We start from the raw sequence: 26,100 nt of genomic DNA, 5'->3' as shown, positions 1-26,100 counted from the left end.
GGCTACTTCTTCGGCCGGAGATCGATGCCGACACCCTTGTTGACGAATTGCAGCGTGTAAGCCTTGCGATAGTCGATGTCGCGCTTCACCACGCCGGCACGGGACATCTTGTCAAAGAAGCTCGCCGCGCGCTCGTCGCTCATGGCGCCGATCCCGTTCTTCAACGTATCGCCGGAATCGACGATGCCCTTGTCGCGCATGGTCGCCGTCGAATAGGCCAGCAGCTCATCGGTCATTTCCGGATTCAGCTTCTTGATCATCTCGTTGGCGGCTTTGTTGTCGCCATAGAGATAGTTGTACCAGCCGATGATCGAGGCATCGACAAAGCGCTGCACGAGATCAGGGGATTTTTCCACCGTCTCGCGCCGCGCCTCGATCAGCGTCGAATAGCCATTGAGCCCGTAGTCGGCGAGCAGCATCACATTGGGTTTGAAGGCGGCCTGTTTCTCGATCAGGAAAGGCTCCGACGTGACATAGCCCTGCATGGCGCTGTTCTTGTCCACGATGAAGGGCTGCGCATTGTAGTTGTAGGGCTTCACCCTGGACTCGCTGAAACCGAATTCCAGTTTCATCCATTGGAAATAGCCGACGATGCCTTCCTTGGAGATGAACAGCGTTTTCGATTTGAGATCTTCGAGCTTGGTCACCTTCGGATCGGGATGCGAGACGAAGACCTGCGGGTCTTTCTGGAAGATCGCCGCGATGGCGATGACGGGCACGTCGTTGGCGACAGCATCGAAGGATTGCAGCGTATTGGCGCTCATGAAGAAATCGAGCTTGCCCGAGATCAGCAACAGCCGGTTGTTCACATTCGGGCCGCCCGGCACGATGGTGACGTCGAGACCGTAACTCTTGTAGGTGCCGTCCACCACCGCCTGGAAAAACCCGCCATGCTCAGCCTCGGCGACCCAGTTGGTGCCGAACGAGACCTTGTCGAGCTTGCCTTGGTCGGGCTTGCCCTGCGCAAAAACAGGCGCGAGCGACGCTGACATCATCGCCACGCCCATGGTTAACGCGCGCAGCAGGGAAAACCGACCCATATTGGACTCCGTAACGTGTTCTGCCCCATGATAGGAAGCAATCGCGGGACTGACTACCCGCTCCGCCGCAAAGAAATGCCTGCCATGACATCATCCGTACCGCATCGTGACTGGATTGCCATTCACTGGCCCGACATCGCCAGGGGCGATCCGTCATCATGGATCGCGGTGCTGCCGCTGGCTGCCACAGAACAGCATGGTCCGCATCTGCCGCTCGCAACGGATGTGATGATCGCCGAAGCCTATCTCGCCGAGGTGCGACGCCTGCTCCCTGCTGACATTCCGGCGACCATCCTGCCGGTGCAGCCGGTCGGCATCTCCACCGAGCATCTCTCCTTTCCCGGCACGCTGACGCTGCCGACGGAGATTGCCCTGCAAAGCTGGACGGCGATCGGCGAGAGCATCGCGCGCGCGGGTGTGCAGAAGCTGGTGATGGTGACCAGCCATGGCGGCAACAGCGCGGCGATGACGCTGGCCGCACAGGACCTGCGCGCCGAATATGGCATGCTGGTTGCGACCACGAGCTGGTCGCGTTTCGGCGTGCCGGATGGGCTGTTCAGCGACGAGGAAATTCGCCACGGCATCCATGGCGGCGCCGTCGAGACGTCGATCATGCTGGCGCGCTATCGCACCCATGTGCGCCAGGACAAGATCGCGAATTTCGTGCCGGCAACGATTGCGATGGAGAAGCAATATCGCCGGCTCTCCGCCGGCCGTCCCGCGCCATTCGCCTGGCAGGCAGAGGATTTGCATGCGTCGGGCGCGATTGGCGATGCGACACAGGCAAGTGCGGAGAAGGGTGAGCAGTTGCTGCAACATGGCGCCAACGCCTTCTGCGAATTGCTCGACGACATGCATCGCTTTGACGTCACTGTGTTCGATCGCGAACCGGATGCAGGCGCGTAGTCTCTCTGTCGTCATTGCGAGCGCAGCGAAGCAATCCAGAATGCCAAGAACTGGATTGCTTCGTCGCTACGCTCCTCGCAATGACAACCGGAATGTTTCATTAACAACACAATCCTGAAACCAAATAGTTCGAACCGCCCTCGAACCCGTCTCAAAGATCCTCCGACTGATGGACATGCAAGCCAATACCGGCTGCACCTAAACAGGATGGAGTTTCTCATGTCGATCAAGTCCAGGATTGCCGCTGTTGCCCTCGTTGCCATGACCGCCGCCGGCGCCATGGCGTCGTCCACCCAGCAGGCCCAGGCCAAGGGCCCGGGCATCGGCTTCGGCATCGCGGCCGGTGTCGTCGGCGCCGCCGTTGTCGGCAGCGCCATCGCCGCCAACAATTACGGCTATGGTTATGGCTACGGCTATCGCTGCGGCTGGACCCGCCAGTATGACGTCTACGGCAACTATATGGGCCGGGTCCGCGTCTGCAATTATTGATCGACCGCTGATCGACAAAGTGGAGTTGCGTCCGGCACGGCGCCTCATCCACCCCGTGCCTGACCATATGACCCGCCCGGCTGTCCCCCCGGGCGGGTCTTCTTTTTCTGTAATCGAGCCGTCATAAAGCGATGTCAGATAACGGACGGAGCCTGGCGACGCCGCCGCTCCCATTGCAAACAACAACATTGCGACTGTGGCCGCGCCGCGCGTACGAATCGGCCGCTTCTATGGAATATCGAGTGGCCGTTATCGGCGACGTGTAAGGGTGACGCTGAGTGACGAGCCGGTATTTTTCGCGAGGTTTTTCCAGGAAGCGCGCTCTCGCCGGAGCCGCGCTCGGCGTTCTCGCGCATGGTGGTATCGCGGTAGCAGCCGATCTGCCCGTCAAGGCGCGGCTTGCGCCTGCCTATGACTGGAGCGGCTTCTATCTTGGCGCTCATGTGGGCTATGGCGGCGCGCAGATCGGCGCGAACAGCAATCCGCTTCCTTCGCAGGGCGTCTTCTTGCCCCCCACGGCGACCGGCCTGATCGGCGGCTATCAGGGCGGCTATAACTGGCAGCTCAACAACAATCTCGTGCTCGGCGTCGAGGTCGATGCCACCTTCATCAGCCCTGCCGATACTGCGCGGATCGGCAATGATCCGTACCACACCACCTTCGATTATTTCGCCACCGCGCGTGGACGCGTCGGTTACGCGATGGGGACTTGGCTGCCTTATGCCACTGCCGGCTTCGCCTGGGGCAAGACCAAGCTGAACGTGCTGGATGCCGACGGAAATATCTTCTCGACCGACCAGAAGGATCATGTCGGCTGGACTGTCGGTGCCGGTGTCGAGACCGCGGTCGGCGGCAACTGGACCGCCAAAGTCGAATACAACTATATCGACCTGTCCCGGCAGACCTACGGGCTTGCCGGTTTCGGCCTGCCCGCTGTGGAGGTCGACCCGAAGATTCATACCGTCAAGCTCGGCATGAACTACCGGTTCAACGACCTGCCGTCCTGGATGCCGGCAACGCCGATCGCGCGCCAGCCAACAGACTGGAATGTGCATGTCCAGACGACGCTGATCGGCTCCGGCTATCCGAGCTTCCGCTCGCCCTATGAAGGCGCCAACAGCCTGTCAGGCAGCAAGCAGTTCCGTGAGACCTTCACCACGACCGCCTTCCTCGGCTGGCGGCTGTGGGATGGCGGCGAGTTCTATTTCAATCCCGAACTGGCGCAGGGCTTCGGTTTCAACGGCACGCTCGGCGTGGCCGGCTTCCCCAATGGCGAGGCGCAGAAGGCCGGCGGCGCCTATCCGAAAATTCGCCCGCAGCGCTACATGTTCCGCCAGACCTTTGGCCTTGGCGGCGAGCAGGAAGACGTGCCGGATGCCCCCAACCAGATCGCCGGCAAGCGCGACATCGACCGCATCACCCTGACGGTCGGCCGCTTCTCGGTGGGCGATTTCTTCGACGGCAATGCCTATGCCAAGGACCCCCGCGCCGATTTCATGAACTGGGCGATGTGGGCTTCGGCAGCCTACGATTTTCCGGCTGACCTGCCCGGCTTCACCCGCGGTGGCGTGCTTGAACTCAACCGCAAGGATTGGGCAGTGCGCGCCGGCGTGTTCCAGGTGCCCTCGCAGCCGAACAGCGACATCCTCACCTTCAAGAGCGGTGGTGCCGTCGTCGAGTTCGAGGAGCGACACCAAGTCTTTGATCGGCCGGGCAAGGTGCGCGTCGGTGCCTTCATCAATCGCGGCAACACCGGCAGCTATCGCGGCGCGCTGGCGATCGCGGCCACCGATCCGCTGCTCGAGATCAATGACGTGATGGCCTCGATCCGCAGGCCGCGCGACAAGTACGGCTTCTATCTCAATGGCGAGCAGGAAATCGCCGACGAGATCGGCCTGTTCGGCCGCGCCAGCTGGAATGATGGCCAGAACGAGATCCTGTCCTTCACCGATATCGACCGCAGCATCTCCGGCGGCCTGTCGATCAAGGGTGGACGCTGGGGCCGCGCCGCCGATACGATCGGCATCGGCGGTGCCATCAACGGCCTGTCCGCCGCGCATCGCGATTTTCTGGCGGCGGGCGGCAATGGCTTGCTGATCGGCGACGGGCGGCTGAATTACGGCACCGAGCGGATCCTCGAGACGTTCTATGCCTATTCGATCGACAAGAACTTTACGTTCACGGCGGATTACCAGCTGATCGTGAACCCCGCCTACAATGCCGATCGCGGGCCGGTATCGATTTTCACCGGGCGCCTGCACGGGGAGTTTTGAGGCGCTATTGTGCCGCCGGTCTATGTCGCTCGGTGGCCCCCCATCCCCGGCCCTTCCCCGTAAGGGGGAAGGGAGAAGAGGCTGCGAGCTCCATCAACTGCGACGAGTGCAGGATTTGAGTATCAGCGCTTAACCAAAAGCACTGCACGTCATGCCCCCTTCCCCCTTGCGGGGAAGGGCCGGGGATGGGGGTCCCCAAGCTCGGACGCCCATGTGTGCCCCAACAAGCTAAGCCGCCCCCCTCACATCCACCGGCTGGAATGAATCCGCCTGCGCCATCGCCCAGGCCTCGCGGAAGCGCTTGTCATTGGTGCCGTGGATCAGCTCGTTCACATGCAGCTGCGGATAGAGATGGGTGAACGACATCACGTCATTGTCCGGGGAGCGATGCGAGAAGTGCATCGCGCGGATCTGCTGCGGGTGTTCGAGGCCGGCCGCCGCGATCAGTTCGGCCAACGCATGCAGCGTGGCCTCGTGGAAATTCAGCACGCGGTCGGTCTTCTGTGGCACGGCGAGCGCACGCGCACGGGTCGGGTCCTGCGTCGCCACGCCCGTCGGGCAGCGATCGGTGTGACAGCTCAGCGACTGGATGCAGCCCAGGGCGAACATGAAGCCGCGCGCCGAATTGCACCAGTCGGCGCCGAGCGCCATCGCGCGGGCGATGTCGAAGGCGGTCGCGATCTTGCCGGACGCGCCGATCTTGATGCGGTCGCGCGCGCCGATACCGATCAGCGCGTTGTGCACGAAGTTCACGCCCTCGCGCATCGGCATGCCGAGATGGTCCATGAATTCCAGCGGCGCCGCACCGGTGCCACCTTCATTGCCATCGACAACGATGAAATCCGGATAGATGCCGGTGTGCAGCATCGCCTTGCAGATGGCGAGAAATTCCCAGGGATGGCCGATGCACAGCTTGAAGCCGGTCGGCTTGCCGCCGGACAAACGACGCATCTTGTCGATGAACTGCATCATCTCGATCGGGGTCGAGAATGCCTTGTGATAGGGCGGCGAGATACAGTCCTCGCCCATCGCCACGCCGCGGATGCGCGAGATTTCCTCCGACACCTTTGCGGCAGGCAGCACGCCACCATGGCCGGGTTTTGCCCCTTGGCTCACTTTAAGCTCGACCATCTTGATCTGGTCAAGCGCCGCACGCGCGGCAAACTTGTCGGGATCGAACGCGCCGTCCGGGGTGCGGCAACCGAAATAGCCGGAGCCGATTTCCCAGATCAGGTCGCCGCCCTCCTGCTCGTGATAGGGGCTGACACCGCCCTCACCGGTATCGTGGGCAAAATTACCTTTCTTCGCGCCGGCGTTGAGCGCGCGGATCGCATTCTGGCTCAGCGCGCCAAAGCTCATGGCGGAGATATTGAGCACCGAGGCAGAGTACGGCCGCAGGCAATCCGGGCCGCCGATGGTGATGCGAAACTGCTCGGTGGCATGCGGCTTCGGGGCCACCGAATGGTTCATCCACTCATAGCCCTCTTCATAGACGTTCTTCTGGGTGCCGAAGGGGCGCTTGTCGAGCACCATCTTGGCGCGCTGATACACGACGGCACGCGTATCGCGACTGAACGGCATGCCGTCCTTCTCGCTCTCGAAGAAATATTGCCGCATCTCCGGGCGGATCTCTTCGAGCAGGAAGCGGATATGCGCCGAGATCGGATAGTTGCGCAGGACCGCGTGATCCTTCTGAAACAGATCATGGAAGCCAAGCGCGGCGAGACAGCCGAAGATGGCTGCGGGAATGGTCACCAGATGAATTAGCCTGTGATCCCAGATGCCCATCCCGATCAGAAACAGGGTGGCCACGCTGCAGATCGTCAACACGATGTAGCGCGGCGTGAATGGTAGCATCAGGGTTTGCATGGACCTGCTCGCAAGTGGTGGGCAGTCAGCCTTACGAAGTTCGGATGACGCAGACATCACAGATTGGGCGCCAGCCTAGCGCATCAAGCTCACCCAAGTCTTGTCACGGCTTAAAACGACAAAACCCGCGCCGGAGCGCGGGTTTTGCAATGCGGCGGAGTGCGGGATCGTCGCTCAGCGCTCGACGAAGGCCTTTTCAATCACGAAGTGGCCGGGCTTGTTGCCGCTCCCTTCGGTGAAATCGCGCTTCTCGAACATGTGCTTGAGATCCTCGAGCATCGCCGGGCTGCCGCACAGCATGACGCGGTCGGTGGCGATGTCGAGCGGGCCCTGGCCCATATCCTTGAAGATCTGGCCGGACTCGATCAGGTCGGTGATGCGGCCGCGATTGCGGAAGGGCTCGCGGGTGACGGTCGGGTAATAGGTGAACTTGTCCTTCATCAGCTCGCCGAACAGCTCGTCCTTCTGCAGCCGCTCGACCAGGCGCTCGCCATAGGCCAGCTCGGAGACCTGGCGGCAGCCATGCACCAGCACGACCTGCTCATACTGCTCATAGACTTCGGGGTCCTTGATCAGGCTGGCAAAGGGGGCGAGGCCGGTGCCGGTGGACAGCATCAGGAGGCGCTTGCCCGGCAGCAGGCTGTCGGTGACCAGCGTGCCCACCGCCTTGCGGGCGACGAGGATGGTGTCGCCTTCCTTGATCTTCTGCAGGCGCGAGGTCAGCGGGCCGTCAGGCACCTTGATCGAGAAGAATTCGAGCTCTTCCTCATGGTTGGCGCTGGCCATGGAATAGGCGCGCAGCAGCGGCTTGCCATCGACTTCGAGGCCGATCATGGCGAACTGGCCGTTCTGGAAACGGAACGAGGTGTCGCGCGTGGCGCGGAAGGAAAACAGCGTGTCGGTCCAGTGCTGGACGGAGATCACGGTTTCACGGTGAAAGGCGCTCATGGGATATGATTTTCCGGTGCGGGCTTAGCTTAGAACGATTACATTCAGAGCCGCTTCAGATGCTGAGAAACCCTTGCGGCGATTAGCTAATTTGGGGTTTTCGCAGATGCGAATGACATCTATTGAAAGATGCCAAAAAGTGCAATTGCGGATTGCCCGAGGCGGGTCACAAATTTGCAAATCAGGTTACCGGCCGGCAAGGGCCAAATTTGATCTGGGACATTTAATTTCTCAAAATCCTCATTTCGGGACCTATCCTTGCCAAAACCGATCGCGTGCGCTGCTGGATTGGTGGCATCCGTTCCGGTAATTTCCCGCGCCTAAGGGAGTCGCCATCGGCGGCGACTTCGTTCAATGACCGGCGCAAGGCCTCATGACCCCAATACGCGCCATCCGGGCCGGCAAGCCGGCTTATTACCCCGACCAGACGATCTATGCGGAATATGCCGCAGGCGTGCTGGGGCTGGGCTTTGCCGAACTCGACCATGGCACCGGACTGATCTTCGAGGTGACCGGTGCCGGCAAGAGCGCCGTGTTCGGTGCCGGGCGCGGCTCGTTCTTCCCGCAGAACACCGCGACCGCGGCCACACTGGCCAATGACAAGCACATGGCCAATGTGCTGATGGCCCGCGCCGGCGTCGCCACATTGGACGGTGATTATTTCTTCCTGCACGATCGGCATCGCCGACATCGCCCGCCCGGCCATGAGCGCGCCGATGCGCTCGCTTATTTCAACAGCCTGGACGACCACGCCTTCATCAAACCGCTCAATGGTTCGCGCGGAGATTTCGCCCAGATCGTGAGCGGGGTCGACGATCTGAACCGATATCTGGAGAGCATCGAACGACATTATGATGCGATCCTCATCCAGCCCGTGCGCATGGGCCCCGAATATCGCGTCTTCGTGCTCGACGACGAGATCGTCTACTGCGTGTCCAAGGCCGTCCCTGTTTTGGTCGGCGACGGCCGAAGGTCAGTGCGCAAACTGCTTGCGGCGCGGCTGCCGCAGATGGAAGCGCACGGCGTCTCCGCGGCCCCGCTCCATTCGCTGTTCGTTGAACTGGATCACGTTCCGGAACGGGGCGAATACGTCTATCTGTTCGGCCGTACCAATTTGAGCGCCGGCGGCCGCATGGCCTTCGAAGAGCCAAGCAATGCCGAAGCCGTGTTCGCCGCTGCGCGAAAAGCCTTGCGTGCGCTCGGCCTGCGTGCGGGCGGGATCGATCTCTTCACACGTGTCTATGATGACACCGAGCCGTTGCGCGTTATCGAGGTCAATGCCAATCCCTCGATCCGCTTTCTCGAAGATTCCGGCCGCGATGACCTCATCCTGCGCATCTGGCGCCATACCTTCACATCGCTGGGCCTGATCGATGTTTAACCTGCCCAAATATGGCACCGGCGGCATCGGCCTTGCGCGGCTGGCGTTGCTTCTCGATGCGCTCTGCATCGATCGGGACCGGCTGCAGCGGCATTCCATCGTGATCACCGGCTCCAACGGCAAGGGCTCCACCGCCGCGTTCTGCGCGAACATCGGCCGTGCCTTTGGCCTGCGCACCGGGCTGTTCACCTCACCGCATCTCTATCGCTTCAACGAGCGCTTCCAGATCGATGGCGAGCCCGTCGATGACGAATTGCTGGAAGCCCTCGTGCTGCGCGTGGCGACCGCGATCACCGATCTCGACCATCACGGCGTCACCGAGACATTCGGTGCCTTTGAGGCGCAATTCGCGCTGGCCTGCCTGTATTTCCAGGAGATGGGCTGCGATCTCGCCGTGTTCGAGGCTGGCATCGGCGGTCGCTACGATCCCGTGCGACTGATCGGCGCCACGCTCACTTGTGTCACTTCGGTGGATCTCGAACATACTGCGCTGCTCGGCAGTTCGCTGGCGCTGATCGCCTCCGACAAGAGCGATGCCTGTGCCAGCCATGGCACCGTGATCTATGGCGAGAACTGCCTGCCGTTGCGCGCGCATCTCGCCGAATACAATCGCAACCGCCACGTGGCCGGCCTGCATGTGGGCGATGGCATCACCATCAGCAGCGTGGTGACGTCGCGCAAGGCGCAGAATTTCAACTGCCGTATCGGCGAGACGAAATTGCGCGGGCTGGAGATCACGCTGCACGGCGAATTCCAGCTCAACAATGCTGCCATCGCCGCAGCGCTGTTCCTGCTGTGGATGCAGCGGATGCATCCGGATGCCGAGGCAACCAAGGTCGATCACGCGATCCGCACCGGGCTGCGCGAGACGACGTGGCCCGGCCGCCTCGAAGTCATCCAGCGCGATCCGCTTGTTGTGATCGATGTCGGCCACACACCGGATGGCGTGATGCAGGCGCTGCGCGGGCTGCATGCGGTGCATGGCAAGGACGACTGGCTGCTGGTGCTCGGCGTCTCCGCCGACAAGAATGTCGACGAGATCGCGCAACAGCTGGCGCCGCATTTCGGCGCCATCGTCTGCACCCGCGCGCATCACAAGGGTGCCGATGCGCGGCTGGTCGGGGGCGCCGCGCGAAAGGCGCATGCGACGGCGCGCATCCATGTGGCCAATGCGATGGAAGATGCGGTGAAACTGAGCCAGCAACTGGCCCGCACCGTGCCGCGCAAGATCTATGTGGCCGGCGGCCTGTTCGTCGCCATCGAATATGCAACGGTGCTGCGCGGCGGCAGGGCTGAGGAGCTGCAGTTTTTCTGAGGCGCGATTGCCCCAGCCGTTCATGCCACGTAACCTGCCTCCCAACAAACAACATGGGAGGCACGACATGACCGACGCCATCAATCGCCAGGTTCTCTTGATGGAGAAGCCCGCGGGCAAACTTGGCCTTGAGCATTTCAAGCTCACCGAGGGCCGCATGCCCGAGCCGAAGGACGGCGAGGCGCTGCTGCGCATTCGCTACATCTCCCTCGACGCCGCCAACCGCGCCTGGATGCACGGCGCCACCTACCGCGCAGCCGTGGAGACCGGCAATGTCATGGCCGGCGGCGGCATCGCCGAAGTGGTGTCGTCGAAATCCGACGCGCTCAAGCCCGGCGACATCGTGTTCGGCGACACCGGCTGGCAGAACTACGCCGCCGTGCCGGCGAAACATCTGACAAAAATGCCGCGTATGGAGCCGATGACGCATCTGCTGTCGATCTATGGCATTGCCGGCCTCACCGCCTATTTCGGCCTGCTGCATGTGGGCAAGCCGAAGGAAGGCGAGACGGTCGTCGTCTCCGCGGCTGCGGGCTCTGTCGGCTCCATCGTCGGGCAGATCGCCAAGCTCAAAGGCTGCCGCGTGATCGGCATCGCCGGCGGCGCCGACAAATGCCAGTGGCTGACCTCCGAACTCGGCTTCGATGCGGCTGTCGATTACAAGGACGGCGCGGTGTTCAAGGCGCTGAAGGCCGCAGCACCCAACGGCATCGACGTCTATTTCGACAATGTCGGCGGCGACATCCTCGAAGCCTGCCTGCCGCAGATGAACCTCAACGGCCGCATCGCCTGCTGCGGCGCCATCTCGCAATATGACGGCGCGCCTTCGGCCACTGGCCCGCGCGGGGTGCCAGGCCTCATCGTGGTGAAGCGCCTCACCATGCAGGGCTTCATCGTGATGGACTACATGAACCAGCGCGACCTGGCACTCAGCGAACTGCAGGGCTGGGTGTCATCCGGCAAGATCAAGGTGCTGGAAGATGTGATCGACGGCATCGAGAACACGCCGCAAGCTTTGATCGGCTTGCTGGCGGGCGAGAACCGGGGCAAGCGGATGGTGAAGGTGTAGTTTTCGCGCCCGATGTGACACTCCTCTTCTCCCTCCCCGGAGCGAAGCGATTGGGGAGGGTGCTGAGAAGCGAGCGTTCAGCGAGCTTCGAGACGGGTGGGGTGTCTCCACATTCCGACGTCACGTGGTGAGACACCCCACCCCGGCCCTCCCCACTGCGCGGCTACGCCGCTTGAGGGAGGGAGCACGTCTGTCCGCGCGTCGCGTCTTCAACCTGTCAAACAGCCCCGTCATTTCCTGAACTCACGCGATCCCGTTCTCGCGGCGCCGAAGCGCCCGAGTTTTGCGCTTTCCCTCCGCCCTCCCAAGAAAGGGCGCGCGGAACGCCGGGTGCTCGATGCACCCTTGGTGCCTGATGCCGATGCGGTACTCCGCAAGGGAATGCATCAGGACTTTCGGAATGATCGAGCAAGCTCGACGTTCCGCACGCGGTGTTCGGGGGCCGCTGCCTGCCCAGGGGAGCGGTCAGATCCCCGTTATTTGGCCCAAGGCGAAGGGCCGGGGGACGCAGCAGCATGATCCCGGACGCCGCCGAGAGGGTCGTCCGTCACGCGTTTCCCGGGATCGGCTGGTCCGAAGGTGAGACATCTCCGCGCCAGTGGCAGGTCTGGCACCGATCCGTCCCGCCCGCAGGCGAGCCTCTTCCAGGCACCGCGCGACGCCCCAACCTTGGCGCCCACCGCATCCGGCCCCGCGAACGTGACGATCGCGCTCGCCCCTCTCACCGGGGCCGGACGAGACGGAACATAATCCTTTGCGGGATTTCGTCAAGAACAAAACAGGAACATTATGGTGGGAGAAGAGCACGCGCTCCGGCGCGTCGCTTCAGTGGGATGCAAGACGCACTCGCTGTGACGCGATGAAACAAAACTCCGGCAGCACGAAACAAATTTCTACATTCACGCCATCGGCCGGAAACTTGCCGGGCTTACGTCTTGGCCTCAACAGGTGGCCGCGTAAGACGGCAGGAGGCCGTTATGAACAACCACTCGATCCACAGCGCAGACCGCAGCACGCATCTGAAGATCGTCGTCGTCGCCCTCGTCGCCGGCATCGTTGTGACCGGCTTCGGCCTGTTCTCCCGCAGCGACGGCGATGTGCAGACCGCCCGCGTGATCAAGGCCGGCCAGCCGACGGCGTTTACAAGCTCGAATGCGTCAGCGGTGCGTTGAAGCGCAGGATGGGTGGAGCGTAGCGAAACCCATCATTCGATCGATGCGGCGAATTCGGCCGATGGGTTTCGCTTCGGCGCAACACGCCTGCGCTCTACCCATCCTAAAACTGCAAAGCTTTGCATCGCAGCTATCGCCTGAGCGATCTCGACACTCCGGCATCCCTGCCCTATCCCCGTCTCGGCGCACCGACGCGCCGGATGAGCAGGTAAAGCATTGACCGACACACAGTCCCGCGCCCTCCGCGACGCCATTGTTCGCTCCTATGCCGGCAAGTCCATGCCGATCGAGCATCAGCGAACCTTCGTCACCCCCGAGATGAATTTTGCGACCCGCACGGTCAAGGCGGGGGCGCCGGTGCGGCCGCTGACCTATAGCGATCGCTCGCTGCCGGATTTCCCCATCGTCTCCAACGGCGCGACCTATGACATCTATGATTATGTCTCGCGCAACCGCATCTCCGGATTGCTGGTGATGAAGGACGACGAAGTCAGGCTCGAGCATTACGATCTCGGCATCACCGAACATACCCGCTGGCTGTCGATGTCGATGGCAAAATCCTTCAGCACCACGCTGGTGGGAGCGGCGATCCAGGACGGTTTCATCAAGAGCGTCGACGAGCCGCTGACCACCTATCTGCCGGAATTCAACGGCACCGCCTTCGACGGCGTGACGGTGAAGACCTTGATGCAGATGACGTCGGGCGTGAAGTGGAGTGACGACCAGACCGACGCGAATTCCGAACGCCGGCAGATGCTGGAGATCCAGATCGCCCAGCAATCCGGCGCCGTGATGCGCTATATGGCCGAGCGCCCGCGCGCAGCGCCGCCGGGCACGCAGTTCTGCTACTCGACCGGCGACACCCATGTGGTCGGCGCGCTGATCAAAGCGGCCACCGGCAAGTGGTTGAGCGATTACCTGTCGGAGAAGATCTGGTCGAAGCTCGGCGTGGAACAGGACGGTGCGTGGTGGCTGGAGGCGCCGGGCGGCCTCGAAGTGGCCGGCAGCGGACTCTTCGCGACATTGCGCGACTATGCGCGCTTCGGGCGCTTCATTCTCGACGACGGCGTGATCGATGGCGAGCGCATTCTGCCGGTAGGCTGGGTGCGCGAGGCCGGCTCGGCGCGACAGATCAGCGGCAAGCGCGTCGACTATGGCTACATGTGGTGGATCGTGCCGAATGCGGACGGCTCGCTCGACGACGGCGCCTTCACCGCGCGCGGCATTTTCGGCCAGCTGATGTATATCAATCCGAAGCACCGCGTGATCTGCGTCGTGCTGGGCGCACGCTCGAAGCCGCCGACCATGATCAATCCCGCGGTATCGGACAATGCGTTTTTCAATGCGCTGGTGGAAGCGGTTGTGTAATTGCGGAGTGAAGACACTCCGTCATGCCCGGGCTTGACCCGGGCACCCACCTTTGCAGCGCGCGTCGAAGATGGATGGCCGGGTCAGGCCCGGCCATGACGTGGAGAGCACAGCGCGTCAGTCTCTCTACGCGAAATCCGCCGGCTTCAGCTCGATCGGTTGCCCATGCGGTGTACGATCGGCTGCATGATCCCACGCATCGCGGTAGCGATGCAGATCGCTCCGCGTGGTCACGCCCTTTTCCGCGATCAGGTTTTCCAGTGTCGCCAGCCAGTGCCGGTAATAGGTCTCGCCCGTATCGGGATCGCCTTCCGCCTGCGCGCGCTTGATTTCGGCGGAGAGCGCCGCTGCCCATTCCGTCCAGGTGAAGACGCCGCGCTCATGCAGCGTGACCGTCATGGCGAAAGCCTGCGCCTCCCATGGGGCATTGAACACCGGGCCGTCGATATCGCGCGGAATGTCCGGAATCGATGCAACCGCAACGATCGCGGCTGCGCGGTCATCGGTCATCCCGTCGGTCACGACACCGGCTCCAGATAGGAATCCCACGCGTCCACCGACACCGAAGCATCGGGATCGCCGTCTTCGCCCCACAGCTCGCTGCCGTCGAAGCGCACGGTATAGAGCCATTGCGGCGCTTCGCCCTGGCCCATGGCATTGCTGTCCGGAAACACATGGGCGCCGTGCAGCAGCTCGATGGTGCCGACATGGCCGCGGACATAGCGTGGCAGGCGCGTATGCGTGGTGGGCGCCATCACCCTGGCGCGGACGCGATCGCCGACCTTGAAGCGCGCAGGCGCATCGGTCGGGCGTTCGGTGGGACCGCCGCGACGGAGCATGGCATCGACTTCGTCCGGCTTCAGCACCGGCACGTTCTTGCGCGGCAGCAGCGCCTGTCCGCTGTCGAGCTCTTCGCGCGAAACGAGGCCGCGCTCTTCCATCAGCGCTTCGAGCCCGCCGAGCCAGACCTCGTAATAAGTGCGATTGAGATAGTCGCGCGGCGAGCGATTCTCGCGGGCATAGCGCGACATGTCGATGTTCCACTGACCGGGCTTGGCCATGGCCAGCGTCATCGCGAGCATGCGGCGCTCCCACTCGCCGTGGAAGATCGGCTCATTCACCTCGGGCTCGACCTTGCCGAACCCCTGATGACCGCCCATGTCATGCGCACCGTCCATCACGCCACCTCCGCCGGCATACGCGCGACGCCCGTGCCGATCATGCTGTCGCGGGTGACGAGATCGGCGAGCTTCTCCTCGCTCCAGCCCTCGGTGCCCTTCGGCCGCATCGGGACGACGAGGTAGCGGATCTCGGCGGTGGAATCCCACACCTTGATCCTGGTCTCCTTCGGCAGAGACACACCGAAGTCATCCAGCACGCCGCGCGGATCGCGGACCGCTTTCGATCGATACGGCGCGGCCTTGTACCAGACCGGCGGCAGGCCGAGCACCGACCACGGATAGCAGGAGCACAGCGTGCACACGACCATGTTGTGGGTATCCGGCGTGTTCACCACCGCGACGATGTGTTCGCCCTGGCGGCCTTCATAGCCGAGTTCGGCGATGGCCGGCGTCGCATCCTTCAGCAGGCGGTCGTAGTAAGCGGGATCGCTCCAGGCCTTGGCGATGACGCGGGCGCCGTTGCGCGGGCCGACCTTGGTCTCGTAGGTCTGGATCAGTTCATCCAGGGCGGCGGGATCGACATAGCCCTTCTCGACCAGAATGCTTTCCAGCGCACGCACGCGCAGCTCGGTTTCGGACAATTCCGAATGGTCATGGTCATGCCCGTGATGATGACCGTGGTCGTGATGATCGTGCCCGCTCATGGCAGCATCTCCCAGATTTGCGCTGAATGCACCACAGATGCCGCGCACAGGCAACATGCGATCCCCTGCCGAAACCGCAGGCGCGCTGCCCACTCTACAATCTTGCGGGCGCTACGGATTTGCGCCATTCGCCTGATGTCAACGACGACGGAAGGTCCACCATGTCCAAGCCCAGCCTGATCCTCACCGGCGGCCGCATTTTCTGCGGCCTCAACGACGGTTTTGCCGAGGCGATCGCCCTCTCCGGCGACCGCGTGCTCGCCACCGGCAGCGCCGCTGAGATCACGGAGATGGCGGGGCCCGACACGCGGGTGATCGAGCTGGCCGGCCGCACGGCCATCCCCGGCCTCAATGACGCACATATGCATCTCCTGCCGCTCGGCCTGACCATGACGGAGATCAATCTTCGCCCGGAGACCGGCGCGAACAGCATCGGCGAAATCCTGCGCCGCGTCGCCGAAAAGGCGAAGACGATGAAGCCCGGCGAATGGATCAATGGCCGCGGCTATGACCACAACGAACTCGCCGAAGGCCGCCACCCGACCGCCGAGGAGCTCGACACCGTCGCGCCGAACAATCCGGTCTATCTGAAACGCACCTGCGGCCATGTGGCGGTGATCAATACGCAAGCGATGCGCGCAGCCGGCATCGGTCACAACACACCGGAGCCCGATGGCGGCATGATCGAGCGGCGCGACAACAAGCTCACCGGCCTGATCGCCGAGCGCGCGCTGCGCCTGATTGTCGATGCCGCGCCGAAGCCGAGCAGCGAGCGCCTGCGCGATGCGATCGATAACGCCAGCCGCTTCATGCTGTCGCAGGGTTTCACCAGCGTGATGGATGCCGCGGTCGGCATGGCTGCGGGCATGGACGAGATCGATGCCTATGAGCATCTGGCAAAGACCGACACGCTGCCGATCCGCACCTGGGTCTGCATCTATGGCAATACCGACGGCATCGGCGACAAGGCCTATGACGCCGGCTATCGCTTCGGCCGCGAGGTGGGCAAGCTGCGCTACGGCGCCATGAAAGTGTTCGGCGATGGCAGCGCCGGCGGGCTCACTGCGGCAATGAGCGAACCTTATCTGGTGGGCGATCCCGCCAATCGCGGCATCTTCTGCTACACCGACAAGGAAATGCACGACTTCCTGTCGCATTATCACAATCGCGGCTATCAGCTCGCGATCCACGCCATCGGCGATGCCGCCATCGAGCAGGTGCTGTCGGGCATCGAGAAGGCCGGCACCGAAGCCAATCCGATCCTCGGCCGCCGCCACCGCATCGAGCATTGCGGCTTTCTCTCGGACAGCCAGATCGCACGCATGGCGGCGGGCGGCATCGATCCGGTGCCGCAGCCGGTCTTCATGTATGAATTCGGCGATCTCTACATCACCAATGTCGGCCAGGCGCGCACCGACGTCGCCTATCCCATGCGCAAGTGGATCGAAGCCGGCCTGCATCCGGCCGCGAGTTCGGACGCGCCGGTGTCCACCACCGATCCGTTCAAGAACCTGTTCACGATGACCACGCGGATGTCGAACCGGCACACGGTGCTCGGCGAAAGCCAGAAGCTGTCGATGGCCGAGGCGGTCCACGCCTATACCTACTTCGGCGCCTATACGCAGTTTGCCGAAAACAATGTGGGGCGCCTGGTGCCGGGCCAGCTCGCGGATATCGCAGTGCTGAGCCACGACGTGTTCAGCGTGGCACCGGAGCAGGTGGAAATGGATGCGCGCTGCGATCTCACCATTCTCGGCGGCGAGGTCGTGTTCGATCGCCTCGGGCAGATCGCGACAGCGGCAGAGTGACGTGTCATCCCGGCGAATGCCGGGATCCATAGACACGGAGTTCGCTGCGAAGCGTGATGTGGCAGCAACGGAGCCACGCCACGACTTCGGAGGTTATGGGTCCCGGCATTCGCCGGGACGACAACTAGTTCGCATCCTCCTCGACGCGCGCAGGCGCGGTGGCAAGTGCGAAGACAGCAACGCCGAGCGCTGCAGCGATATAGGGAAGAACGGTAAGAGCCAAATTCGCCTCCATGTCGAAATTTTTTTCGATCGTGGAGGCAGCATCGCTCGGGCGAACTTCCCGCGGCCTAACAGGCGTGGTTTCCGGCAGATGAACGGCCTCGATGGTTGAGAGAAGGCAAACGGCATTGCGTTCCGCGATGCCGTTGCTTCGCTTCCGTTTCGCGGAAAACCCGCGGAAATCGCGCGATTCGTGGCTCTCGACGCGCCACGCTGAAACGGTCAGAATTTGCTTAACCATGCGTCCCCTGGAGAAGCAGATGTCGCCACCGTTAATGTCCGGTTTCCCGTCCCCCGAAGCAGATCAGGCCAGCCTGGCGAACTGGCGCACGGGCCCTTACAACAAATGGGGGTTTCATCATGTGCGGGAGATCGTGCCATCGGCGGATATCCCGAATGCGCCCGACAATCTCTGGCAGCTCGACGCACAGCCGAAAGACCTTTCGACGCTGTCTTTCAAACATCGTGACAGCACCTTTTCGCTCGACCGGTTCATCCGCGAGACCGACACCGATGGTCTGGTGATCCTGCATCGCGGCAAGCTCGTCTTCGCGCACTATGCCAATGGGATGACCGCACACACGCCGCACATCCTGATGTCGGTTTCGAAATCGATGACCGCGCTGGTCGCGGGCTGCGTCGTCGCCACGGGCGCGCTGGACCCGGATCAACTTGTCACCGCGATCATTCCGGAGCTGCGCGTTTCCGTCTATGCAACAACAACCGTCCGCCATGTGCTGGACATGCGCGTCGGCCTCAAATTCGACGAGAACTATTTCGCCACGTCCGGTCCGATCGTGGAATATCGCAAGGCGACGGGATGGAATCCGCTCGGGCCCGGCGACAGCCCGAACGATCTCCGCCATTTCCTCACCACCCTGACCGATCGCGACGGTGCCGATGGTGGCCCGTTTCACTATGTCTCGCCGAATTCCGATCTCTTGGGCTGGCTCCTCGAGCGCGCCACCGGGACGCGCTTCGCCGATCTCATGAGCGATCACATCTGGAGGCCGCTGGGTGCGCAGCACCCCGCCTATGTCACCGTCGATCGCTACGGCGCACCGCGCTGCGCCGGCGGCATCTGCATGACGGTGCCGGATCTCGCACGTGTCGGGCAATTGATGCTGCAGAACGGAAAGCGCGATGGTACCTCGATCATTCCTGCAAGGTGGATCGACGACATCTTCGCAAACGGTGATCCCCAAGCCTGGGCCAATGGCGATCTCGCGCCCTATTTCGGCGGTCGCTCGATGCACTACCGCAACAAATGGTATGTCGCGCGCGATCGCCGGACGGCCATGGGGCTTGGCATTCACGGCCAGCACCTGTTCGTCGATCGCGCCCATCACATCGTGATCGCCAAGGCCTCGTCCCAGGCATCACCACTGGATGCGCAACTGACCGAACTGACACTCAACTTCGCGGATGCGGCAAGCGATTATCTGGCTGGATGACCTCTCTGACGCTGTCCCGCCGGCTTGATACTTAACATCATCAACCCAGGCCTTCGCACGGGACTGCGGAGGCGCGAGTATGAATTACAGGCGATGCAAGATTCTTTTTTCAAAACGATAGTTGCCGCAACGTAAGTATGGTTGATGGCGCGCTGAAAGTCGTAATATGATACAGATGATATCAAGATTGTAATTCGATCTGGTCCGTTGAATCACCTGCGACTGTCAGCCTCTCAGCCTTGAGACACCGGGCCTCAAGTGACATATCCGCATCCCAGCCATCGTTCACGAGATTGATCGCGCCGCATAATTTGAGCAACACATGTCCAAGAATGTGATGACCTCAAGTGAAATCATTCAAGTCATTGAATCGGAGGCCATTCGCCAGCTCGGGCCATGGCCGCAAGGTCTCGATATTTTCATCTACAGGCTTGAATATGGATGGGAATGCCTGATCACTTACACCGATGACCCCGTCGCCAGCAAATATCGCGCGGCAGCGCTCAGGATAGGACAAGCTCAGGAAAACATCATCGCACTCAGGGATTGATGTACATTCCGAAGACTTTCGATCGCTGGATTAGCGAGCAATCCCGCCTCCAAATATCTCATCCCTCTCGGCCATTGTCGGCGATGCGACTTCGTTACTCCCGTGAACGACGTTCGAAATTCTGCATCATCGCATTGTGACGATCGACCAGTTCGAGAAGCGCAGGACCGTGGGCTTTCAGGATTGCCGTCAGGGCCGCCTGCATGCATTCATGCTGATCCCGCAACTGCCGCCGTAGTTCGGACTGTTGGTGATCGGAGACCCTTGCAAGCGGCGGCCATTCCCGGAGTTGCCGACCTTCCGCATACGGGGCACCACCTAGCGGTTGGTCAGTGCGGCCAACCCCGGACCCGTGTTCGGATCGCACCGCCGAAAACTGCCAACCGCCGCCCGCCTCGCGCATGATCCGCGCGAGATCGATCTGCTCTTCATCGGCGGAAGCTGCCTGGAGCGTTGCATTGAACGCGTTGGTCAGTCGGAACAGAGCTTCCGGAAAGGCACCATCCAAACAGGACTTGTGCGCTTCGAACATGCGGTGAGCCTGATAGGCGCTGATGTCGCCGAAAGGATGCTGCGATTCGGCCATCAAGCCCAGAACCGCCGCATCATCACAGAGTGCGTCGATTTCGAACAATGCATCGAGCACAGTTGCCAGCCGGTCGCTGATGTCGATGATGGAAGGTCTCAGGCGATCCGGCACATAGGGCGCATCACGCGCGACGTTGCCACGGATGTAAGCATCCGCAGAAAGTGAGAGCCCCTCCAGAAGAGGATGAACTTCGCTCTGAACTTCCGAATCCGACACCAGAATAACAATCGTCCCGGAGCCTCAATTGAGTGCACCGAATGATGTACCCAGTCAGACCCTCCCCCGGATCGCGACGCCTTCATGTTAGCATATTCGGCTCGACCAACCAGACGAATTTATTCTGTTGTTCTCCCTCATCCCTGGCACGAAAGGGAAACAGGCCGACCGGAAATATGACCATGCCAGCCTGAGGCCTTGTCCTCCTATGGCCGGCTCCGCAGATCGCTCTGTACCCCGGTCATGGTGACGTCGGATTTCACCAGGACAGGACGCGGCACCGGTGCCGGACGGACCGGCCGCGTGACCAGGAGCTCACCGGGGAGCTTGGCAGACGCAACTGCCACATCAGTCGGTCGCACCTGATCGAGCGCCGCCAGATAGACGTCGGACGTCCGGGTCGCGATATCGTTCCAGTCGTAGCGCCGAATATTCTCCAGACGCACGGCTTCACGCTCCGCGACGCCGGGCATGCTCGCCGTCAACGTCGCGATCTTGGTGCCAAGCTCCCGGCAATTGCCCACCTCGAAGATCCGTGCCCGATCCGACACGACTTCCCGGTTGGACGGAATATCACTTACCAGTACCGACAGGCCGTAGCTCAGGGCCTCGAGCAATACGATGGGCAATCCCTCATGGGACGACGGCAACACGAACAGCGCGGCATGGGCATAGAGCTGCCGCAGCGTCTCGCCGCTCTGGTAGCCGGCCATCACGACATCCGGCTGCGCCTTTGCTTCCGCGACCAGACGATCGGCATAGTCATTCTTGTGATCGATACGTCCGACAATGGCCAGTTTCAGACCTTGCCCGTTCATCTCCCGGAATGCATGCAGCAGATCCAGCTGGCGTTTCTCCGGCACGAGGCGTCCCACCGTCAGGACATAGCGCCCGGGCTCCAGGCCGAGTTCACGGATCTTGTCGGTTTCGACCGGCATTTCCGAGAATACGACGCCATTCGGAATCACGTCGCATGATTTTCCGTATTTCGTCTCGATCAGCTTGCCGATGCTGTGGCTGACGGCGATCCGCCTATGCGCGAAGTACATGCCGAGCAACTCACCGGCCCGCAGGATGTTACGTGCCGCCCATCCCCACTTCTCCCGATTGTAGTCTTCGCCATGATGAGTGACGACGACGCGAAGCCCGAACAAGCGCAGCAACGGCGTCACGATCGCGGGCCCGATGCCATGAACGTGCACAAGACGTGGCCGACGCGCCGCAGCCACCACGGCGCAGATGACCGAGTGCAGCAGGGTTTCGAGATAGGCATTCCGCACGGTCCAAAGTCGCAGAATGCGTACTCCCGCATACTCCCCCGACCGCTTCTCCATGTAAGGTGACCGCACACAGGCCGTGACGTCATGACCAAGCCTGGCAAGACGCGGCGCGAGGTTCTCTGCATGCGTCTCGATACCGCCCTGAACTTCGGGAAACCCGCGGAATCCGAATGTATAGATCTCGCTCCTGCTCACGGCATCGCCTCCCTTGACGCTTAGTCGTTGATGAACGATTTCAGAGGGTAGTGCTCATCGGGCGTGATCCGCCCTTTTACGAGCTTGGCCTTGACCGCCTGACCGAGGAAGGATGGCCGCGGGACGATCGGAGATGGCCTGGCGTCGGAGTAGTCGATGTAGCTGTCGAAGCAGATCTTCTTGCCCATCGACACTTTCGCCTTGTTCTTCAGGACCCACATCAGCGGCTCCTGCTTCGGCATCTGCGGCACGATCCGCGAGCGCATCGCGGTGCGTGCGGTCGTCACCATCCAGCAGTTCTGTGCACAGCCGGCCACCTTCCGCATGGTCTGCCGCGCCGTTTCGCTATTCATCACCTCGTCCCAGGACTGCTTGGCGAGATTGCCGAGCGGAAGGTCCGAACGCACGTTGCAGGCCCAGATGTCCGACCACGGATCGATGAAGGCGAAATCCTTGCCTGCACTGCACGGAATCAACCGGTCATGCCCGAGGATCTTCTCGATGAGGCCGAGGTTCAGATAGGCCCGGAACCAATTCTTCGGCTTGGAGCTCTTCAGCAGCGCCTCAACCAACCCCTCGACCTTGCGGGCCACGGCGCGGCGGTCGTAGAAATAGTTGTCGTTCTTGTAGAACTGCCAGGCATTGTGCAGCGTCGAGGTCGCGAGCTCGTACCCCTCCTTGCGGGCGAGTTCATAGACGTCCACGAGCTGGTCGACATTCTCGTCCTGGATCACCATGGCGAAGCCGAGATCGGTACCGCCGGCCTCCTTCAACATACGCAACCCGGCGACCTTGGTGTCGTAGCCGCCCTTCTCGCCGCGGATGGTATCGCTCGTCTTCTGATCGCCCTCGACCGAAAAACGCACCTTGATGTTCGGGTATTTCTTGATGATCGGAACGAGACGCTCCGGATGCAGTCCGTTGGACGAGATCTCCAGAACCCGCGCCTTCGGATAGAGAAGATCGGCCAGTTCGCCGAGGTCTTTCCGCAGCGTCGGCTCGCCGCCGGAGACGTTCAGATTGTCGAAACCAGATGGCAGCTTCGACAGTGTCTCGAGGGATATCTCCTCGCGCGGATCCGTCGGATTTTGCCAGATGTAGCACATCTGGCATTTCGAATTGCAACGGAAGGTCGAGATGATGGTCAGGTCCATGTTACAGTCCAGCCTTGCTCTGCCTGTTGAATTCCGACGCAACGGTTCGATACAGCGCCAACAGGGCCGCGCCGTGTGCCTCCAGGGAATGATGCTTTTCGACAGTCTCGCGGGCCTTTGCGCCCATGGATGCCCGCCGCTCGGCATTGGACAGCAGTGTCCGAATGCCGATCCCGAGTTCTTCATGGTTCTTCGGAGTGAACAGCAGTCCGGTCTTGCCGTGCCGAACCAGTTCGGGAATGCCACCGATGCGTGATGCGACCACGGGCTTGCCGTAGGCCATCGCCTCGAGGATCGAGAGCGGACTGTTCTCATTCCACTCCGACGGCACAACGACCATCGCCGCCTTGCGGATCACCTCAGCCAGATCATTGCCGCTCAGATAACCCGGGAATTCGGCGGCGGGATAGTTCGCCTGATAGTCCTGCAGCAGCGGCCCCGTTCCGGCCACCACCAGCCGCCACGCGCCGTCATCGGCGGCATGGGCTTTCAGCAGCGTCGCCACACCTTTCTCGGCGGAGAGCCGCCCGAGATAAAGCACGTAGCCATCATCCTGGGACGACACCGCGATCCGGCTGGCATCGATCCCATTGGCGATGTGGACGACCTTGTCGTCACCGAACCGACGAGCAACGGCATCGCGCATGAACATGCTTGGCGCAATGAACCTGCTGACTTTGTGATAGCTCCCGGCCAGCGCATGAAAGCGCGCTTCGGCCCACAGCAGGGCGCTCTTGCCGAGCGAGCCATCGGCGCAACGCTTCGACAGCAACGTTTCGAATTTCCCATCGGAACAACTGTTGCAGACCTCGCCATTCGACAATTGCGTGTAGACGGGACAAACGGGCTTGTAGTCATGCAGCGTCAGAACAACCGGAGTCCGCAGCCGCGTGGCCGCGCTGATGATCGACGGCGTCAGCTGGTGATAGATATTGTGGCAGTGAACCACATCCGGTGCTTCGTCACGGATCAGCCGGACGATGTTATCGACCGCCTCCTTCGACCGGATCAGAGAGGCGACCGACTTCAGCTTGTTGATGCGCGATCCGCCACGGTAGCTCTTTTCCGAAACGAAATACCGTTCGAAGCGTGATGGACGGTTGCGCCGGTCACGCATGGAAAAGTCGACGATCTCCAGATCGCGTTGCCCGAGCCACGCCATCTCGTCGAACATGACCGCTTCAGAGCCACCATTGCGGAACAGAAACTTGTTTGCGAACAGGATCTTCCGAACCGCGTCGGACGCGGAAGCTGCGCCATCCATCGCGGCATCGAACGACCGGCTCGCGGGCTGAAGCGAACGCGTGATGGAATGCCGCTGCTGGACAGCCCCCGCAGGCGTTGCATCGGCGCCAAGATCGAGCGGCGACACGATCATCGGCTCAGCCCCGGTCCTGCATCTGGCGCAGACAACGGAAACATCCGGGACGCTGCGGCATATCTTTCCAGATTGAACGGCATACGCGACCCGCCCCTTGGCTCTTTTGAATGCGAGATGCTTGAGCACCTCCTGAAGCCTAGAGGCGGGTGGGAAGGTCATATTGACGGCGGTCAACTCCAGTCCTTGCGATGGACTATGGTGTCGATCAGCCAACATCCCTGTCCGACTGCGCGATCGTCACGCGCGGCGGACCGGACCAGCATCGTCATACCGTATGAGCGTTTTCCAAAAGAGTGAACGATGCAGGAAGGAGCTGAGTCCACCGCGTCATTTGATGAAGGATTGATCGCCCTTGTCATGATGCTCCGCTTTCAGGGTGTCAGCGTCGATCCTGAGCGCATCCGCCATCAGTTCGGGCGCAAGCCGATTGGCGTGGTGGAAATGCTGCGAAGTGCAAAGGACCTTGGCCTGAAAGCGCGCGTGGTGCGCAGCAGCTGGAGCCGCCTTCCTAAAACCCCGATGCCTGCCATCGCGATTTTGAAAACCGGCGGTTTCCTCCTGCTCGGGAAGGCTGAGGGCGAGCAGGTGATCGTGCTCGAGCCTGGAAAAAGCCAACCAAGAATAATGTCGCAGACCGAGCTGTCGCTCGTGTGGGGCGGTCAGCTCGTGCTGATGACGCGCCGCGCGTCGCTGTCGGATCTGTCCCGGCGATTTGACATCGCCTGGTTCGTCACCGCGATCTACAAATATCGCGCCCTTCTTGGCGAAGTTCTGCTGGCATCTTTCTTCCTGCAGATCTTCGCACTGGTTTCACCGCTGTTTTTTCAGGTCGTCGTCGACAAGGTGCTCGTGCAACGCGGCATGAGCACGCTTGATGTGCTTGTGATCGGCCTTCTTGCCATCGCATTGTTCGAGACCATCCTCGCGACCTTGCGCACTTACCTCCTGTCCCACACGACCAATCGCATCGACGTCGAACTCGGCGCCCGGCTATTCCGGCACCTGCTTGCTCTGCCGATCGGCTATTTCCAGGCCCGGCGTGTCGGCGACTCCGTCGCCCGGGTTCGCGAACTCGAGAACATCCGGAACTTCCTGACCGGTTCGTCCCTGACCATCGTGATCGATCTGTTCTTTACCCTGATCTTCGTGGCGGTCCTGTTTGCGTATTCGTCGCTGTTGGCCTGGATCGTGATCGCCGCTTTTCCGGTTTATATCGCCATCTCCGCCTTCGCGACGCCGCTTTTCCAGCGGCGACTGGACGAGAAATTCCAGCGCGGCGCCGAAAACCAGGCGTTTCTCGTCGAAAGCGTGACTGCAATCGAGATGCTGAAATCCATGGCCGTCGAGCCCCAGATGCAACGTCGTTGGGAGGAGCTGCTTGCCGGCTATGTCACCTCCAGTTTTCGTGTTCTCAATCTCGGCAACTACGCCAGCCAGTCGGTCCAGTTCATCAGCAAGATCGTCAGTGCCATGATCCTGTATTTTGGCGCAAAGCTCGTCATTGACGGTGCCCTCACCGTCGGTGAGCTGGTTGCGTTCAACCTGCTTGCCAATCGCGTGAACGCACCGATCCTGCGCCTCGCCCAGGTCTGGCAG

23 protein-coding genes are annotated in these 26,100 nt (G+C 61.7%); 12 read left to right on the top strand and 11 right to left on the bottom strand.

The annotated features are described in order from the left end of the window. Positions 1-2: 2 nt before the first annotated feature. Positions 3-1,040: an ABC transporter substrate-binding protein gene (locus tag ACIQ17_RS01305; protein ID WP_398464558.1), complete on the bottom strand. Its 1,038-nt coding sequence runs from the start codon at positions 1,038-1,040 to the stop codon at positions 3-5. Positions 1,041-1,124: 84 nt separating this feature from the next. Here ACIQ17_RS01305 and ACIQ17_RS01300 point away from each other — a divergent pair, with 84 nt between their 5' ends. From ACIQ17_RS01300 to ACIQ17_RS01290, 3 genes are all read left to right on the top strand, one after another. After that, positions 1,125-1,946, top strand: coding sequence for a creatininase family protein (locus tag ACIQ17_RS01300; RefSeq protein WP_398464556.1), 822 nt, complete (start codon positions 1,125-1,127; stop codon positions 1,944-1,946). 219 nt (positions 1,947-2,165) lie between these two features. Then, entirely contained in the window at positions 2,166-2,435 is a 270-nt protein-coding gene (locus ACIQ17_RS01295) for a hypothetical protein (RefSeq protein WP_398464554.1), read from the top strand. Between the two features lie 278 nt (positions 2,436-2,713). Continuing rightward, positions 2,714-4,708: a carbohydrate porin gene (locus ACIQ17_RS01290; RefSeq protein WP_398464552.1), complete on the top strand. Its 1,995-nt coding sequence runs from the start codon at positions 2,714-2,716 to the stop codon at positions 4,706-4,708. A 228-nt stretch (positions 4,709-4,936) separates the two neighbouring features. On the opposite strand, the gene ACIQ17_RS01285 is transcribed toward ACIQ17_RS01290, so the two are convergent. Together ACIQ17_RS01285 and ACIQ17_RS01280 are read right to left on the bottom strand one after the other, a co-directional pair. Next, on the bottom strand, positions 4,937-6,577 hold the full coding sequence (locus ACIQ17_RS01285) for an FMN-binding glutamate synthase family protein (protein ID WP_398464550.1): 1,641 nt from the start codon (positions 6,575-6,577) through the stop codon (positions 4,937-4,939). Between the two features lie 174 nt (positions 6,578-6,751). Continuing rightward, positions 6,752-7,525, bottom strand: a complete 774-nt coding sequence (locus tag ACIQ17_RS01280) for a ferredoxin--NADP reductase (RefSeq protein ID WP_398464548.1) — start codon at positions 7,523-7,525, stop codon at positions 6,752-6,754. A gap of 373 nt (positions 7,526-7,898) precedes the next feature. Here ACIQ17_RS01280 and ACIQ17_RS01275 point away from each other — a divergent pair, with 373 nt between their 5' ends. The 5 genes from ACIQ17_RS01275 to ACIQ17_RS01255 all read left to right on the top strand — a co-directional run bounded on the left by ACIQ17_RS01275 (position 7,899) and on the right by ACIQ17_RS01255 (position 13,830). Further along, positions 7,899-8,906 (top strand): RimK family alpha-L-glutamate ligase, encoded by a 1,008-nt coding sequence (locus tag ACIQ17_RS01275; RefSeq protein WP_398464546.1) that lies wholly within the window; start codon positions 7,899-7,901, stop codon positions 8,904-8,906. Next, on the top strand, positions 8,899-10,221 hold the full coding sequence (locus ACIQ17_RS01270; protein WP_398464544.1) for a bifunctional folylpolyglutamate synthase/dihydrofolate synthase: 1,323 nt from the start codon (positions 8,899-8,901) through the stop codon (positions 10,219-10,221). Before ACIQ17_RS01275 ends, ACIQ17_RS01270 begins: the two co-directional genes overlap by 8 nt. A gap of 67 nt (positions 10,222-10,288) precedes the next feature. After that, the gene (locus ACIQ17_RS01265) at positions 10,289-11,290 is read left to right on the top strand and encodes an NADP-dependent oxidoreductase (protein ID WP_398464542.1); all 1,002 of its coding nucleotides are present in this window, start codon (positions 10,289-10,291) and stop codon (positions 11,288-11,290) included. Positions 11,291-12,267: 977 nt separating this feature from the next. Further along, on the top strand, positions 12,268-12,462 hold the full coding sequence (locus ACIQ17_RS01260; RefSeq protein WP_398464539.1) for a hypothetical protein: 195 nt from the start codon (positions 12,268-12,270) through the stop codon (positions 12,460-12,462). Between the two features lie 216 nt (positions 12,463-12,678). Next, positions 12,679-13,830: a serine hydrolase domain-containing protein gene (locus tag ACIQ17_RS01255; RefSeq protein ID WP_398464537.1), complete on the top strand. Its 1,152-nt coding sequence runs from the start codon at positions 12,679-12,681 to the stop codon at positions 13,828-13,830. Between the two features lie 126 nt (positions 13,831-13,956). Here the strand turns inward: ACIQ17_RS01255 and ACIQ17_RS01250 are convergent, their stop codons facing one another. Genes ACIQ17_RS01250 through nthA form a run of 3 tightly spaced genes read right to left on the bottom strand, consistent with a single transcriptional unit; the run spans position 13,957 to position 15,655 of the window. Next, a complete protein-coding gene (locus tag ACIQ17_RS01250) occupies positions 13,957-14,340 on the bottom strand; it encodes a nitrile hydratase accessory protein (protein ID WP_398464636.1) in 384 nt (127 codons plus the stop codon). 8 nt (positions 14,341-14,348) lie between these two features. After that, entirely contained in the window at positions 14,349-15,008 is a 660-nt protein-coding gene (gene nthB, locus ACIQ17_RS01245) for a nitrile hydratase subunit beta (protein ID WP_398464535.1), read from the bottom strand. Continuing rightward, complete coding sequence (nthA, locus tag ACIQ17_RS01240) at positions 15,008-15,655, bottom strand: nitrile hydratase subunit alpha (protein WP_398464533.1); 648 nt, start codon at positions 15,653-15,655, stop codon at positions 15,008-15,010. The genes nthB and nthA overlap by 1 nt, the downstream gene beginning before the upstream one ends. Positions 15,656-15,816: 161 nt before the next feature. On the opposite strand from nthA, the gene ACIQ17_RS01235 reads away from it, so the two are divergent. Next, on the top strand, positions 15,817-17,463 hold the full coding sequence (locus ACIQ17_RS01235) for an amidohydrolase (RefSeq protein WP_398464531.1): 1,647 nt from the start codon (positions 15,817-15,819) through the stop codon (positions 17,461-17,463). Between the two features lie 124 nt (positions 17,464-17,587). Here ACIQ17_RS01235 and ACIQ17_RS01230 read toward each other — a convergent pair whose 3' ends face one another. Continuing rightward, complete coding sequence (locus ACIQ17_RS01230) at positions 17,588-17,926, bottom strand: hypothetical protein (RefSeq protein WP_398464529.1); 339 nt, start codon at positions 17,924-17,926, stop codon at positions 17,588-17,590. 19 nt (positions 17,927-17,945) lie between these two features. Between ACIQ17_RS01230 and ACIQ17_RS01225 the strand changes: the two genes are divergently transcribed. Together ACIQ17_RS01225 and ACIQ17_RS01220 are read left to right on the top strand one after the other, a co-directional pair. Next, the gene (locus tag ACIQ17_RS01225; RefSeq protein WP_398464527.1) at positions 17,946-19,139 is read left to right on the top strand and encodes a serine hydrolase domain-containing protein; all 1,194 of its coding nucleotides are present in this window, start codon (positions 17,946-17,948) and stop codon (positions 19,137-19,139) included. Between the two features lie 322 nt (positions 19,140-19,461). After that, positions 19,462-19,689 (top strand): hypothetical protein, encoded by a 228-nt coding sequence (locus ACIQ17_RS01220; RefSeq protein WP_398464525.1) that lies wholly within the window; start codon positions 19,462-19,464, stop codon positions 19,687-19,689. Between the two features lie 94 nt (positions 19,690-19,783). On the opposite strand, the gene ACIQ17_RS01215 is transcribed toward ACIQ17_RS01220, so the two are convergent. From ACIQ17_RS01215 to ACIQ17_RS01200, 4 genes are all read right to left on the bottom strand, one after another. Then, positions 19,784-20,494 (bottom strand): hypothetical protein, encoded by a 711-nt coding sequence (locus tag ACIQ17_RS01215; protein WP_398464523.1) that lies wholly within the window; start codon positions 20,492-20,494, stop codon positions 19,784-19,786. 206 nt (positions 20,495-20,700) lie between these two features. Further along, positions 20,701-21,969 (bottom strand): glycosyltransferase family 4 protein, encoded by a 1,269-nt coding sequence (locus ACIQ17_RS01210; protein ID WP_398464521.1) that lies wholly within the window; start codon positions 21,967-21,969, stop codon positions 20,701-20,703. Positions 21,970-21,989: 20 nt separating this feature from the next. After that, complete coding sequence (locus tag ACIQ17_RS01205) at positions 21,990-23,123, bottom strand: radical SAM/SPASM domain-containing protein (RefSeq protein ID WP_398464519.1); 1,134 nt, start codon at positions 23,121-23,123, stop codon at positions 21,990-21,992. 1 nt (position 23,124) lies between these two features. Next, on the bottom strand, positions 23,125-24,501 hold the full coding sequence (locus tag ACIQ17_RS01200) for a glycosyltransferase family 4 protein (protein WP_398464517.1): 1,377 nt from the start codon (positions 24,499-24,501) through the stop codon (positions 23,125-23,127). A gap of 303 nt (positions 24,502-24,804) precedes the next feature. On the opposite strand from ACIQ17_RS01200, the gene ACIQ17_RS01195 reads away from it, so the two are divergent. After that, the coding region (locus tag ACIQ17_RS01195; protein WP_398464515.1) for an ABC transporter transmembrane domain-containing protein at positions 24,805-26,100 on the top strand (1,296 nt) is incomplete at its 3' end.

Source organism: Tardiphaga sp., assembly GCF_044340795.1.
Lineage (GTDB): Bacteria > Pseudomonadota > Alphaproteobacteria > Rhizobiales > Xanthobacteraceae > Tardiphaga.
This window is presented reverse-complemented; position numbering and strand designations above follow the sequence as displayed.

Coding starts and splice junctions, on each gene's coding strand:
- ACIQ17_RS01260 (WP_398464539.1), top strand. CDS start 12,268: ATGAACAACCACTCGATCCACAGCGCAGACCGCAGCACGCATCTGAAG.
- ACIQ17_RS01275 (WP_398464546.1), top strand. CDS start 7,899: ATGACCCCAATACGCGCCATCCGGGCCGGCAAGCCGGCTTATTACCCC.
- ACIQ17_RS01200 (WP_398464517.1), bottom strand. CDS start 24,501: ATGATCGTGTCGCCGCTCGATCTTGGCGCCGATGCAACGCCTGCGGGG.
- ACIQ17_RS01305 (WP_398464558.1), bottom strand. CDS start 1,040: ATGGGTCGGTTTTCCCTGCTGCGCGCGTTAACCATGGGCGTGGCGATG.
- ACIQ17_RS01235 (WP_398464531.1), top strand. CDS start 15,817: ATGTCCAAGCCCAGCCTGATCCTCACCGGCGGCCGCATTTTCTGCGGC.
- ACIQ17_RS01250 (WP_398464636.1), bottom strand. CDS start 14,340: ATGACCGATGACCGCGCAGCCGCGATCGTTGCGGTTGCATCGATTCCG.
- nthB (WP_398464535.1), bottom strand. CDS start 15,008: ATGGACGGTGCGCATGACATGGGCGGTCATCAGGGGTTCGGCAAGGTC.
- ACIQ17_RS01270 (WP_398464544.1), top strand. CDS start 8,899: ATGTTTAACCTGCCCAAATATGGCACCGGCGGCATCGGCCTTGCGCGG.
- ACIQ17_RS01300 (WP_398464556.1), top strand. CDS start 1,125: ATGACATCATCCGTACCGCATCGTGACTGGATTGCCATTCACTGGCCC.
- ACIQ17_RS01220 (WP_398464525.1), top strand. CDS start 19,462: ATGTCCAAGAATGTGATGACCTCAAGTGAAATCATTCAAGTCATTGAA.
- nthA (WP_398464533.1), bottom strand. CDS start 15,655: ATGAGCGGGCACGATCATCACGACCACGGTCATCATCACGGGCATGAC.
- ACIQ17_RS01280 (WP_398464548.1), bottom strand. CDS start 7,525: ATGAGCGCCTTTCACCGTGAAACCGTGATCTCCGTCCAGCACTGGACC.
- ACIQ17_RS01265 (WP_398464542.1), top strand. CDS start 10,289: ATGACCGACGCCATCAATCGCCAGGTTCTCTTGATGGAGAAGCCCGCG.
- ACIQ17_RS01285 (WP_398464550.1), bottom strand. CDS start 6,577: ATGCAAACCCTGATGCTACCATTCACGCCGCGCTACATCGTGTTGACG.
- ACIQ17_RS01295 (WP_398464554.1), top strand. CDS start 2,166: ATGTCGATCAAGTCCAGGATTGCCGCTGTTGCCCTCGTTGCCATGACC.
- ACIQ17_RS01225 (WP_398464527.1), top strand. CDS start 17,946: ATGTCGCCACCGTTAATGTCCGGTTTCCCGTCCCCCGAAGCAGATCAG.
- ACIQ17_RS01205 (WP_398464519.1), bottom strand. CDS start 23,123: ATGGACCTGACCATCATCTCGACCTTCCGTTGCAATTCGAAATGCCAG.
- ACIQ17_RS01230 (WP_398464529.1), bottom strand. CDS start 17,926: ATGGTTAAGCAAATTCTGACCGTTTCAGCGTGGCGCGTCGAGAGCCAC.